Here is a 13,327-nt window from a genome sequence, read left to right on the forward strand (position 1 = left end):
TTTTGGGGCTAAACTGTCGGGCATGATGACCGGTGCAAGCACCTCTCAACGGCCTTGTCGACGCTGATTCTGATCGGTGCCGGCCTGACCTGGCTTGGCCTGCTGTTTGCCGTGGCCCTGGTCGGCGAACGCTCAGGCGAGCGCTGGCGCGGTCTGTGGCCGGTGGTCTACTCGCTTTCGCTGGCCGTCTACTGCACGGCCTGGACGTTTTACGGCACGACCACCCAGGCCGCGCGGTTCGGCTGGCCGATACCCCCGACCTTCGTCGGCACGATCGTGCTGTTTGTGTTCTTCTTTCCGTTCCTGCGCCGCCTGGTCACGCTGAGCAAGGCCACTAACGCCACCAGCATCGCCGATTTCATCGCCACTCGTTTCGGTAAGTCATCCATGCTTGCTGCGGCCGTCACCGGTGTGGCCGTCCTGGGCATCGTGCCCTATATTTCCCTCCAGCTGCAGGCCGTGGCGATGAGCTTCGAGGCGGTTCACGGCGGTCGCCCCGGCGGAGAGTCGGCGGCCTGGCAGGATCTTGCCCTGTATGCCGCCGCCACCATGGCCGTGTTTGCCATGCTGTTCGGAACGCGTCGGGCCGCGGCAACCGAACACAACCGCGGGCTGGTATTGGCGATGGGTTTCGAGTCGTTGCTCAAGCTGACCGCGATGCTGGCTCTGGGCGGCTACGTGATCTTCGTGCTGTTTTCCGGGCTTGAGGATCTGGCCGTTCAGGCTCCGGCACCGGCCTTCTCCGGTCAGGATTCGTTCGTGACCCTGATGCTGCTCGGCGCACTGGCGATGTTCACCTTGCCGCACCAGTTCCATATCGGCGTCGTCGAGTGCCGTCAGGAGCGTCACTTGCACACTGCCCGCTGGCTCTTTCCGCTGTTTCTCATTCTGATCAGTCTGCCGATCCTGCCGCTGGCCCGTGCCGGCAATGCCCTGCTCGGCGGCCGGGTCGCGCCCGATCTCTACGTGCTGATGCTGCCGTTGAGCGAGAGCCATCATGCGCTGGCGCTGATCGCCTTTCTCGGTGGCCTGAGTGCGGCGACCTCAATGGTCATTCTGGCCAGCCTGACGCTGTCAATCATGATCGGCAACCACTGGCTGACACCGGCATTGCTCAATCGGCACTGGGGCCGGGTCAGCGAGCTCGGCATACCGGTGCGCCAGCAGCGGCGAATCGGCATCGTTGCGGTGCTGTTGCTGGCCTATGTGTACAGCCGCCTCATCGGTGCAGCCGATGCCCTGGCCGATATCGGTGCGCTGTCGTTTTCCGGTCTAGCCCAGCTGGGACCCGCGGTGCTGCTGGCGGTCTATCGCCCGGGACTGTCGGCACTGGCCGTCCTGGCCGGCATTGTCAGTGGCGTGGTGGTGTGGGCCTATGTGCTGTTTCTGCCGCTGCTGCTGTCCGGTTTCGCAGTAGACGTCGACTGGGTGAGCAGCGGTCCGCTGGGGCTGAGCTGGCTGGCGCCGGATCAGCTGTTTGGACTCGACCAGGTTGCGCCGCTGACCCGGGCGGTCGCGGCCAGCCTGCTGGTCAATCTCGCGGTGACACTGGTCGGTTCGCGCCTGCATGCTGGTCCGGGCGGAGAACCCCGCCTCCGCGATCCGGTGGGCGCGGACACGCTCTACCGTCTGGCCGAGCGCTTTCTGCCCGAGGACCAGATCGAACCCCTGTTCGCCGCACCGTCAGACGCAGAGGACCTGGCCGACCGGCTCGAGCATGAACTGGCGGCAGTGGTGGGTTCGGCATCGGCCCGGCTGCTGCTCGACGCCGCGCGTCGACGGACCCCGGCACCGCTTGATACCGTCGCCGATCTGGTCGGGCAAGCGGCAGAGCAGGCCCGGTTCAGCCGGGAGGTGCTCTCCGGCGCGCTGGAAAACATGAGTCAGGGCGTCTGCGTTGTCGATGAGGATATGCGTCTGGTTGCGTGGAACAGCGCCTACCTCGAGCTGTTCGACTATCCGGATGCGCTTATCCGGGTCGGGCGGCCGGTGGCCGACCTGCTGCGCCACAATGCCCATCGGGGGCTGATGGGGGAGGGAGGCGATACCGAGCGCAAGATCCAGCGCCGTCTGACGCACAAGCGTGCCGGAACGCCTCACCATGTCGAACGCTCCTGGCCGGACGGCCGGATCATCGAAATCCGCGGCAATCCCATGCCTGGCGGCGGTTTTGTGGCCACCTTCAGTGATGTGACCGCTTTCCGGTATGCCGAACATGAACTCAAACGCATCAATGAGACGCTCGAACAGCGCGTCGTTGCGCGCACAGCCGAACTCGAGCAGGCCAAGACCCAGGCCGAGCGTGCCAGCGAGGCCAAGACGCGCTTTTTGGCGGCCGTCAGTCACGATCTCGTGCAACCCCTCAACGCCGCGCAGTTGCTCACCCATGCGCTGTTGGGGCGCATCGAAGAGCCACGGGCCGGACAATCACTTGAGCAAATTTCGGGTGCGCTCAAGGCGACCGAGAACCTGCTGGAGGGGCTGCTCGATATCTCACGCCTGGACGCTGGGGGTATTCAGGTCCGGCGCACCCGGTTTCCGCTGGGCGAGCTGTTTGATCAATTGCACGGCGAGTTTTCCGTTCTGGCCGAGCAGCGAGGACTGGTGCTCGACAAGCGGCCGACGGGCGCATGGGTCGAGTCCGACCCCCAGCTGCTGCGGCGCATTTTGCAGAATTTTCTTTCCAATGCCGTGCGCTACACCGGATCGGGCCGCATTCTCCTCGGCTGCCGTCGCCGCGGCGCATGCCTGCAGATTGGCGTGTGGGACACCGGGCCGGGCATCGGCGAAGCGGACCAGACCGTCATCTTCGAGGAATTCCGCCGACTCGACAAGACCGAACGGGCGCCCGGACTTGGCCTTGGACTGGCGATCGCCGAGCGCATGGCGCGGCTTCTCGGCCACCGCATCGTGTTGCAAAGCCGGCTCGGTCGTGGCACGTTGTTCGGCGTTGTCGTACCGCGCAGCGATGAACGAGCGGTGAGCGAGCAGCCGGCCCGTCGCTCCGGCGCTTCGCCTGGCCTGCCGCTGCTGATCGTCGACAACGATCCGGGCATGCTCGGTTCGCTGGAAACGCTGCTTGGCGGATGGGGCTTTGCCGTTCATGGGGCCGCAGACGGTGACAGCGCAATGGCGGCCTGCGACCGGTATTCGCCGGCGCTTTTGATCATCGATTTTCACCTTGATGCCGGCATGACCGGTCTGGCGGTGCTTGAGCGACTCAGACGGGCTGGCCACGGTACGGCGGCGCTGCTGATCAGCGCTGATCACGGCGCGCAGCTGCGCGATGCCGCCCGCGCCGCTGGTTGTGAGCTGCTGCACAAGCCGATTCGTCCCCTCGCGCTGCGCTCGATGCTCAATCGCCTGCTGGGATCGACGCCAGCCGAGTCAACTGCAAAACTGGATGCGCGGCGCTGAGCGCAGGATATCGGCGTGGCGCTGATGAGCCTGACCAAGCCCAACGCGATCAAGAAAACCCGAGTAGGCCAGGTAACTGACCAGAAATCGGCGGTCGGCGGCCCAGGCTGGAAGATAACGTGGGGCTCGCAGCAGCCCCAGCTCGGCCAGTGAACACAGAACCGGTATGTCGGCGAGTGCCAGCTTGCCGCAGAAAAGCAGCTGCAATACGTCGGCGCGACCGGCGGCAACCAGCGAACGCAGGAAGTCATGGACCCGCAACAGTCCGTCAAGGTAGACCACATCCTTGGTATACGGTGCACCGCCGGTCAGTACACCGCCGCGAAACACCCGGCGCGTTTGTTCGAAAGCCATCGTGTCAACCACGCCCTGGTCGCGGAAGTAACGATAGACTTCGCAAAAATCAGCGCCATCGATGGCCAATTGGATGGCCAGCACTCGGTCGGCGAGACGACCAAGCCGGTCGATGTCCATGCAGCCGGTCATGAACTCCGAAAACACCGCCAGGCCTTCCTGCGTGCGGGTCGTGCCCGGGTGACTCGCCGCGAGGATGGGCAGAGCGGTCTGGGCCCGTCCGTTCAGTGCCGTGGTGACGTGTATGCCGGCTTCATGATGAACAAGCTGGTCCACGTCTCGGTCGGTGAAATGGGCATCAGCACGGATGCGAATACGGTCGGGGCCGGCGGTGGCATTGGCCGATAGGGTTTGAGTCACTTCGACCAAAGGGGCCTGGTCGCCGAAAAAACGTGAGACTGCTGCACGCATTCTCGCCGCCACCTCTTCAGCGCTGGCCGTGGCACGAGGGGGGGCGCCCAGGTCGAGATGGGTCAGTCCGTCGATGATGCGCCGCAGGCGTCGGGCCAGCTGGAGTGGACTGGCGTCTGAATCAGGCAGTGCCTTGGTTGGCGCGCCGTAAAGGGTGATCGAGGCGGTGAAGAAACCCGGTCGACCCAGTTGGGTCAACATGTCGGCAGCGGTAGCCAGGTGGTTGGAAACCCGCTCTAGCCACTCCCGAGCCGGACCGCAGCGGGCAATCAGCGGCCGCGCCTCGGCCAGCGCCTGCCGCACCGGCTTGACATCCACGGCCGGGTAGTCGACCTCTGGCAGCTTGGCACCGTCGCTGGCGAGGAAGCGCTCGCGTACCGACAGCGGCCACGCCAGCAGACCCAGGATGCGAAGCGGTCTTTCCGCTTCGCGCAAGGCACCGGCGGCGTGGGTGATGCAGGCGATTGTCTGGCGAGCGTGCGGCGCTTTCATGCTGTGGCTGCATCGATCGGGTATACAATACGCGGTATGATACGCGGTTATGTATCTACAACCGCCCCTCTTTTTTCCGGTCGCCGTGCGACAAGGTAGAGTCAATGCTGTTTGATAACGTGGTCATCAAGTCGGTCGCTTCGGTCGATGCTCCACATCCGGTTACCAGTGCCGAGACCTGTGAACGTCTCGCGCCGACCTTTCGTAAGCTCCGGCTACGGGGGAATCCGCTGATCGATCTGGCCGGCATCGAGGAGCGTCGTTTCTGGGACGACGGCATGCTGCCATCCCAGGCAGCCACGCTGGCCGCGCACGAGGCGCTGCGTCGGGCCGATATCGACCCGGCGAGAGTCGGTATTCTGATCAACACTTCGGTGTCGCGGGACTTCCTTGAACCGTCGACCGCCTGCATGGTCCACGGCAATCTCAGGCTGTCCAATACCTGCGAGAGCTTCGACGTCGGCAACGCCTGCCTGGCGTTCATCAACGGCATGAACATCGCTGCCCGGATGCTCGACCGCGGCGAGATTGACTATGCGCTGATTGTCAACGCTGAAAACAGCCGCGAAATCAATGAGACCACGATTAACCGACTGCTCGGGCCGAAAGTGACGCGCAAGCAGTTCAAGCGGGAGTTCGCCAGCCTGACCCTGGGTTGCGGCGCGGCTGCCATGATCATGTCGCGCGGCGATCTCGAGCCCGATGGTCATCAGTACAAGGGCGGGGTGTCGCGTGCGGCCACCGAGTTCAATAATCTGTGCCGCGGCTGGAACCACCAGATGTGGACCGATACCAGGAGTCTGTTGCGCGAAGGCATGAAGCTTGCCGGAGCGACCTACGCGACCGCTCGCCAGGTACTGGGCTGGGTAGCCAACGAACTCGACCATGTCGTGATCCACCAGGTCTCCCAGGTGCACACCGAAGCCTTCATTCGCGCCTTCGGAGTCGATCCCGAGAAGGTCTACCGCATCTTTCCGAAACTCGGCAATATCGGTCCGGCGTCCATTCCCACCGTGCTCAGCAAGATCGTCGATGAGGGCCGGGTTCGTCGCGGCGACAAGGTTGCATTGATGGGCATCGGCTCAGGCCTGAACTGCTGCATGACCGAAGTCGTCTGGTAAGCGCCTGTTTTGATGCGTTCTTTTCTTGGCCGGCGAGCTGCATTTCAATGATGCGGCGCATCGGAGCGGCCCTGCACAACCCGATGGTCGGACCGGCATGACTGATTTTCCGGAGAATCTTTTCCCCTTCGAGCGCCACTTCCATATCCAGTCGGGCGGCCATCGCATGCATTATCTGGATCAGGGTCCGTCCGGGGGTCAGCCAGTCGTCATGGTGCACGGCAATCCTACCTGGTCTTTCTACTATCGCAATGTCGTCCTTGCGCTGCAGGAGGACTTCCGCTGCCTGGTGCCCGACCATGTCGGTATGGGACTGTCCGACCGGCCGAGTGAGGTCTCCTACTCCTACACGATGCAAAGCCGGGTTGAAGACCTGGGGCACTGGCTTGATGCAGTCGAGCCCGAACGTCCGGTCGATCTGGTCGTGCACGACTGGGGCGGCGCCATTGCGCTGGCCTGGGCTGTGTCCTATCCCGCGCGCGTGCGGCGGATCGTGCTGCTCAATACCTGGGCCTTTACCATTCCGCCCGACGAAAGCCTGCCGCTGGCGCTCAGGTTCGCCCGCACCGCGCCTGGCGCTTTTCTGATCCAGCGGTTCAACGCCTTTTCCGGGCTGGCGGTGCGGCTGGCAACCGAACGGCGGCTGGATCCGTCGGTCGCGCGGGGTCTGACCGCCCCGTATCGCGGCAGCGCGCAGCAACGACTGGCGACCCTGCGCTTCGTGCAGGACATACCGCTTAGCGAGCACGATCACTCCTGGCCGGTGCTGGCGGCAACCGAAGCACGGCTCGATCGCCTTTTGGACAAGCCGGTGCATTTGATCTGGGGCGGCAAGGATTTCGTGTTCAACGACCGCGTGCTTGACCTGTGGCGTGACACCTTGCCACAGGCCGGGCTCGACTATATCGAAGATGCCGGCCACTACGTGCTGGAAGATGCCCCGGAACGGGTCGTCAACGGCATCGTTGCGTTCCTGCGTGAAGTCGGTTGATGGCTTGAAGGTTTCAACGTTCGGGTTTCATGAGAGAGAGAAAGTTTGAAATGAGCCGGTTACGGCCAGACTTGCCGGTACCGTGCCGCGGTGAGATCCTGTTCTGGTTCTGGAGCCCGGAAAGCTGAGATTCCATGCCTTCCGATCTGATCAACATCGCCCATGCCCTGACACGACAAGCCGAGTCCCGGCCGGAGGCCGTCGCGCTGATTGTGCCGCAGCGCCGCTCCGGAACGGGATGGACCGACCGGCGCTGGACCTACCGTGAGCTCAACGCGCTGACCGACCGACTGGCGGCCGGCCTGCAGGCGCAAGGGATCGAGCCGGGCACCCGGGTGGCATTCATGGTGCCGCCGTCGCTGGAGTTCTTTGCCCTGTTCTTTGCCCTGTTCAAGGCCGGTGCCGTGCCGGTGCTGATTGATCCGGGCATTGGTCTGAAGCCGCTCAAGACGTGTCTGGACGAGGCCGAGCCGGAAGCCTTCATTGGCGTCACGCGCGCCCAGATCGCGCGTCACCTTCTGGGCTGGGCGCGTGACAGCATTCGGACCGTGATCAGCGTTGGACCGCGCCCGCTCTGGCAGGGCCTGCGTTATGGCGATCTGCTTGGCGTTGATGGTGGTCGTTTCGAGGCGCCGATAACCGAAGGAGACGACGAAGCCGCCATCCTGTTCACGTCGGGATCGACCGGAATTCCGAAAGGCGTGGTTTACCGGCACCGCATGTTCGTGGCGCAGGTCGGGCTGATGCGCGAGGCCTTCGGCATGCAGCCTGGCGAGGTCGACTTGCCAACCTTCCCGCCCTTCGCGCTGTTCGATCCGGCCCTGGGCATGACCACCGTTGTGCCGCGCATGGACTTCACCCGTCCGGCAAATGCCGATCCGGCCATGCTGGTCAGCCTGATTGAACACTACGGTGTAACCAACCTGTTTGGATCGCCGGCGCTGATGAACACGCTTGGCCGGTACCTGGATCGGCAGGCGATTCGGCTGCCGGGCATTCGGCGTGCGCTGTCGGCCGGCGCGCCGGTTTCGCCGGTGGTGATAGAGCGCATGCACCGCGCGCTGGATGCGATGGCCGATATCCATACGCCTTACGGTGCAACCGAGGCGCTGCCGGTCGCGACGGTGGCGGGCCGCGAGCTGGTCGGTCCGCTGTCGGAAGGCAATCGCTCGGGTCGTGGTATTTGCGTTGGCCGGCCGCTTAAGGCCAACCGGGTGCGTATCATTCCGGTCAGCGACGAGCCGATCGGTCTGGTCGAGCATGCCGGGCAGGTCGCGGATGGCGAAATCGGCGAGATTTGCGTCAGTGGTCCGACGGTGACCGACAGCTACTGGTGCCGCCTGGCGCAGACTCGCGCGGCCAAGATGGTCGACGACGAAGGTTGCACCTGGCACCGCATGGGCGATCTGGGCTGGATTGACGGTGACGGCCGTTTGTGGTTTTGCGGGCGCAAGTCCGAGCGTGTACAGACCGCTGACGGGACGCTGTATACCGAATGCGTCGAAGGTCCGGTCAACGCCGTTGAGGGCGTGTATCGCTCGGCACTGGTGGGCATTGGGCAGCCGGGTGAACAACAGCCGGTCATCATCGTCGAACCGGAGCGCGGTGTCGATCGTCGGCGGCTGGCACGCGATGTCCGCATCGTTCTGGATCGCCGCCCGGACACTGCGGCCGTCAAGCATATTTTTTTTCGCAGGCGTTTTCCGGTCGATATACGCCACAACGCCAAGATCCGCCGCAACCAGCTCGCCGAGTGGGCGACGCGGCAGCGAGGATGAAGGCGCTGGATTCAGCCACGCACTGAGCGTGGCGGCGTCGGTTAGAATACGCCGCCTGGCCCAACCGCATCAGGAGTCCACCCCATGAGTGGCGAGATCGACCACCGTTCGGCGAGCCGCCCGGACCCGGATCAGCTCATTCAGGATATCGCCGACTACGTCTGCGACTACGAGATCAAATCGACCGAAGCCTGGGAGACTGCCCATTATTGCCTGAAGGATTCGCTGGCCTGTGCGATGCTGGCGCTGAAGTTTCCCGAGTGCGTCAAGCTGCTCGGCCCGGTTGTGCCGGGCATGGAGCTCGATACGGGCGCTCGGGTGCCCGGCACGCCTTACCGGCTCGATCCCGTACAGGCTGCCTTCAACATCGGCGTGCTGGTGCGCTATCTCGACTTCAATGACACCTGGCTGGCGGCCGAGTGGGGGCATCCGTCCGATAACCTGGGCGCCATCCTGGCGGTGTCCGACTACTTGTCGCGTCAGAGAATTGCCGAAGGGGGTGAGTCGCTGAAGGTTGAAGCCATCTTCGAGGCCATGATCAAGGCCCATGAAATCCAGGGCGTGCTGGCGCTGAAGAACAGCTTCAACCGGGTCGGTCTTGATCATGTATTGCTGGTGCGCGTTGCCTCAACGGCCGTGGTCACGAAGATGCTGGGCGGTGACCGTGACGACGTGGTCAATGCCGTCAGTCAGGCCTGGATCGACGGCGGTGCGCTCAGAACCTACCGTCACGCCCCAAACACCGGCCCGCGCAAGAGCTGGGCTGCGGGAGACGCCTGCCGGCGCGCCGTGCAGCTGGCGCTGATTACGCTGTCCGGCGAGATCGGTTATCCCTCTGCGCTGACCGCGAAAGGCTGGGGTTTTCAGGACGTGCTGTTCAAGGGCCGGGACCTGGTGCTCGAACGAGAATTGGGCAGCTACGTGATGGAGCAGGTGTTGTTCAAGATCTCCTTCCCGGCCGAGTTCCACGCCCAGACGGCCGTCGAGTGCGCCTACAAGCTGCACGCAGCGGTCAAGGCACGGATTGACGAGATCGAGCGCATCGAGATCGAGACGCAGGAAGCGGGTGTGCGGATCATTGACAAGACCGGTCCCCTGAGCAATTATGCCGATCGCGATCACTGCATTCAGTACATGGTTGCCGTGCCGCTGATCTTCGGCGAGCTGACCGCCGATTCCTACACCGACGAAGTCGCCGCCGATCCGCGTATCGATGCGCTTCGGGAGAAAATGACGGTCAGGGAGAATCCACGCTTTACCGAAGCGTACTTCGATCCCGACAAGCGCGCCATCGGTAACTCGGTGCAGGTGTTCTTCACCGACGGTTCGAGCACTGAGAAGGTATCAATCGATTATCCGGTCGGCCACCGTCGCCGTCGCGACGAGGGCATTCCGCTGCTCGAGGACAAGTTCAGGCGTGCCGTAAGGGGCCAGCTCTCGGCCCGAAGCGCGCACACCATCCTTGAGGCGACCGGCCGGTTCGAAGATCTCAGGTGCATGCCGGTGTCCGCGTTTGCCTCGCTCTGGTCGCTCGGCGGCTGAGCGGCGCTTGCCGTGCACCCACTACCCGCGAGGACGCGCTCACCGGTCTGGCTGCTGCTCGTGCCGCTGGTCCTGATCGGGCTGTCGCTGGCGCTGACTGCTGCGGTTGATCTGTACAATGTGTTCGGTCTGCGTGAAGTGGTCGCCGACCGCTCGCTGTTTCCGTTCTTGTGGTTTTCCCTGTTCCACTGGCTGCAAGTTCTGCAGTGGCCGGTTGGCGGTGTCGTCATTTTGCTGTGCGGCATCAATGCCGGTCTGGCCTGGCAGGCCGGACGCCAGCGCGCCAGATTGATGCATCTCGTCCTCGGGGCGGGCATGGTGCTGATGCTGGTCGAGGATGCCGGCGACGTGCGCCATCTCATTCGCATCTATGTCAATCGCGCGCTGCTTGCCGATCTCGGAGATTTCTCGCCGCTGATTATCATGATCGAACTGGCCTATTTCGCCGCGATCGCAGCTGTGATGCTCTACGCATTGGGGCGATTCTGGCGAGTCTGGTGGCCGCATGTGGCGGCAAGAATCGGTTTCCTGACCGGTATAGGCTGCTACGCCCTGGCGACCGGCTCCTCGTGGCTGGGGCATGCGCTGCGCGGACGATTCGAAGAGTACCCGGACCTCTACACCCTCGTCGGAACCTATGTTCTGAAGGCGGTCTATTGGCTGGCGCCGGGTTACCGGGAGATCCTGGAGAAAGATCCTGACCTCATCTACGGCACGCCGGTCCAGTTTGTGGTGATGGACCATGTCTACGAGGAATCGGTCGAACTGATCGGAGCCTTCGGGCTTCTGGTCGGCGTTGTCGCCATGCTGCTGGTGCTGTTGGCTCCGGCCCGGCCGGCCGGCGCTGCCGCTGACACCGACCACGGGCGGACAGAACATCCCTGATGGGGCTGGTCACGGATGCGGCCGGCCGGGCCGAGCCGCCGGTCAGCCGTGATAGTCGATCAGGCGAGTGACCTCGTTGCGCGAGCCAAGGATTACCCCCACGCGCTGGTGCAGCGCTTGCGGCTTGATTTCGAGTAGGCGCTGCTGGCCGTCGGTGGCCGCACCACCGGCCTGTTCGACGATCATGGCCATCGGGTTGGCCTCGTACATCAGCCGCAGTTTGCCGGCCTTGCCCTCGGCGCGTATTCGGCGATCGCAGGGATAGAGGAACACGCCGCCACGGGTGAGGATTCGATGGACCTCGGCAACCATCGAGGCAACCCAGCGCATGTTGAAGTTCTTGCCGCGTGGGCCGTCTTCTCCAGCCAGGCATTCGTCGATATAGCGCCTGATCGGTGTATCCCAGTGGCGCTGGTAGGACGCATTGATCGCGAACTCCCTGGTCTCTGAGGGGATGGCCACGTGCTCGCGCGTCAGCAGGAACTCGCCGAAGTCGCGGTCGAGGGTGAACATGCTGACGCCCTGGCCGGTGGTCAGCACCATCATGGTCGAGGGACCGTAAAGGCAGTAACCGGCAGCGACTTGTTCAGTGCCGGGGCGGAGAAAATCGGTCTCGGTCGGTTCCCGCGCATCCTCGGGCGCGCGCAGAATGGAGAAGATGGTGCCCACAGAAACATTGACATCGATATTGGACGAGCCGTCCAGCGGGTCGCACAGCAGCAGGTAGCGCCCGCGGCGTTCGCCGTGCATGCGGTGGATGCTCTCCATCTCTTCGGAGGCCAGGGCGGCGATATGCCCGTTGTGCTCAAGCGCCTCGATCATGATCTCGTTGGAAATCACATCAAGCTTTTTCTGCTGCTCACCCTGGACGTTCTCGCTCTCGGCGCTGCCGAGCACATTGACCAGCGCGCCCTTGTTGACCAGGTCGGAAATCTTCTTGCAGGCCACGCAGATATCGTTGAGTAGGCCGGTGAAGGTGCCGCTGGCGCCCTCGATGTCGCGCTGGTTGCGCAGGATGTAGCGAGTCAGGGTGGTACCGATGCGCATGGTCTTGCCGTGCTGCCTTGTCGTACGGGTAAACGGCGGTAATCTACCACATGGCGCATGGCCGGCGGTCGGCTCCAGAGCTACGGATGGCTGCTCAGGTGTTGTCCTTGGCGCGACGCAGCGCGCGGTCGATCAGGCGGTCACGCATGCGGGTATTGAACGGCTCATCGCCGAACCAGATGAGAAAATAGTCAGAAGCCCGGCCACGGTCGGGGCATTCCCTGATCAGCGCGCCGTTGCCGTAGAGCGCCAATCGCCGGCCGGGCTCGTAGACTACATCGAAGCGTTCACCAGCCTGCGCATCCACGTAGGCATCGGCCAGACAGGCCAGTTCCTCGGGCAGGGCCGAGCGAGCGGGTAAATCGAGATTCTCGATCAGCAACTGGTTCGCGCTCTCGATCAGGTCATCACCGGAAATGTCACGATTGAGCTCGAGCGAAAACATCTTGGGTACAGGTGCCAGCAACCGGCGGGCGTCGGCGCAGTCGGCCAGGTGCAGGCTGGCTGTGCCGACATTGAACAGGCCAATCACCTTGAGTTCGACCTCGGCGCAACGCTCGAGGGTCTCGTCCGCGCAGACGGTCATGCTGGCGAGCAAGGACAGTAGGCATAGGCGTTTCACAATGGCGCTGATCATGGGAGATGCCGCCTACATGGACGATCGCGCGCGGCGCACGAAAAAGCCGACGATCGGCAGGTGCGCGTACAGCGCGTGACCGCTGTCCCAGTAGTCCTGGTGCAGCACAATCCGGCCGTGCTCGTCGAAACGCAGGTGACTCATGCCGATCGAGTCCGAGGTGATATCGCGCCCGGCGACCCGTGTCGTGAACTGCATGGTCCAGCGGACGAATACATCGGTCTTTTCAGTGATCACCTGGTGAACGGTAATCCGGCTGCTTGAAAGCCCGGCAGCAGTTCGACGCATGTAGTCGACCAGCTCGGCCCGGCGGGTAAAGGTGTGCAAGGTGTCGTTGAAGTAAAAGCGCTCGGCGTAGAGGTCACCAACACGGTCGATGAAGCGCTCGGCGGTGAAGTCGGCGTAGGTGCGACGGAATGCCTCCAACCCCGAATCGATAGCGGCTGTTTGACCGGCATGCGTGTCAAGCGCGGCCTCGTAGGCCGCCACGGTGTTGTCACTGGACCGTTTGCCGGTGCCGGTGCACGCAGCCGTCAGCAGCGCGGCCAAAAACGCCAGCAGGATCATCTGGAGCAGTGTGGATTTGTTCATGGCCGGAAGTGTGGACCAGGAACCGTGGAGGCACGGTGAACACGCCTTTCACGCCAGATTG

General features: G+C 63.5%; 10 protein-coding genes. 6 read left to right on the forward strand and 4 right to left on the reverse strand.

From position 1 onward, the window contains the following. Positions 1-54: 54 nt before the first annotated feature. Positions 55-3,417, forward strand: a complete 3,363-nt coding sequence (locus tag HND55_05305) for a response regulator (protein ID QKK02128.1) — start codon at positions 55-57, stop codon at positions 3,415-3,417. Here HND55_05305 and HND55_05310 read toward each other — a convergent pair. Next, entirely contained in the window at positions 3,388-4,674 is a 1,287-nt protein-coding gene (locus HND55_05310; protein ID QKK02129.1) for a DUF1704 domain-containing protein, read from the reverse strand. The two genes, HND55_05305 and HND55_05310, sit on opposite strands and share 30 nt — an antisense overlap. Positions 4,675-4,778: 104 nt before the next feature. Between HND55_05310 and HND55_05315 the strand changes: the two genes are divergently transcribed. From HND55_05315 to HND55_05335, 5 genes are all read left to right on the forward strand, one after another. Continuing rightward, a complete protein-coding gene (locus HND55_05315; protein QKK02130.1) occupies positions 4,779-5,795 on the forward strand; it encodes a 3-oxoacyl-ACP synthase III in 1,017 nt (338 codons plus the stop codon). Positions 5,796-5,892: 97 nt separating this feature from the next. Further along, positions 5,893-6,786: an alpha/beta fold hydrolase gene (locus tag HND55_05320; GenBank protein ID QKK02131.1), complete on the forward strand. Its 894-nt coding sequence runs from the start codon at positions 5,893-5,895 to the stop codon at positions 6,784-6,786. A gap of 134 nt (positions 6,787-6,920) precedes the next feature. After that, the gene (locus tag HND55_05325; GenBank protein QKK02132.1) at positions 6,921-8,564 is read left to right on the forward strand and encodes an AMP-binding protein; all 1,644 of its coding nucleotides are present in this window, start codon (positions 6,921-6,923) and stop codon (positions 8,562-8,564) included. Between the two features lie 84 nt (positions 8,565-8,648). Next, positions 8,649-10,106 (forward strand): bifunctional 2-methylcitrate dehydratase/aconitate hydratase, encoded by a 1,458-nt coding sequence (locus HND55_05330; GenBank protein ID QKK02133.1) that lies wholly within the window; start codon positions 8,649-8,651, stop codon positions 10,104-10,106. Positions 10,107-10,118: 12 nt separating this feature from the next. Next, positions 10,119-10,991, forward strand: a complete 873-nt coding sequence (locus tag HND55_05335) for a hypothetical protein (protein ID QKK02134.1) — start codon at positions 10,119-10,121, stop codon at positions 10,989-10,991. A 42-nt stretch (positions 10,992-11,033) separates the two neighbouring features. Here the strand turns inward: HND55_05335 and HND55_05340 are convergent, their stop codons facing one another. From HND55_05340 to HND55_05350, 3 genes are all read right to left on the reverse strand, one after another. Then, positions 11,034-12,038 (reverse strand): class 1 fructose-bisphosphatase, encoded by a 1,005-nt coding sequence (locus HND55_05340; GenBank protein QKK02135.1) that lies wholly within the window; start codon positions 12,036-12,038, stop codon positions 11,034-11,036. Positions 12,039-12,132: 94 nt separating this feature from the next. Further along, positions 12,133-12,624: a hypothetical protein gene (locus tag HND55_05345; GenBank protein ID QKK02136.1), complete on the reverse strand. Its 492-nt coding sequence runs from the start codon at positions 12,622-12,624 to the stop codon at positions 12,133-12,135. A gap of 63 nt (positions 12,625-12,687) precedes the next feature. After that, entirely contained in the window at positions 12,688-13,266 is a 579-nt protein-coding gene (locus tag HND55_05350; GenBank protein QKK02137.1) for a nuclear transport factor 2 family protein, read from the reverse strand. Positions 13,267-13,327: the final 61 nt, after the last annotated feature.

The organism is Pseudomonadota bacterium, from assembly GCA_013285445.1.
In the GTDB taxonomy this organism is placed as follows: Bacteria; Pseudomonadota; Gammaproteobacteria; order Xanthomonadales; family Wenzhouxiangellaceae; genus Wenzhouxiangella.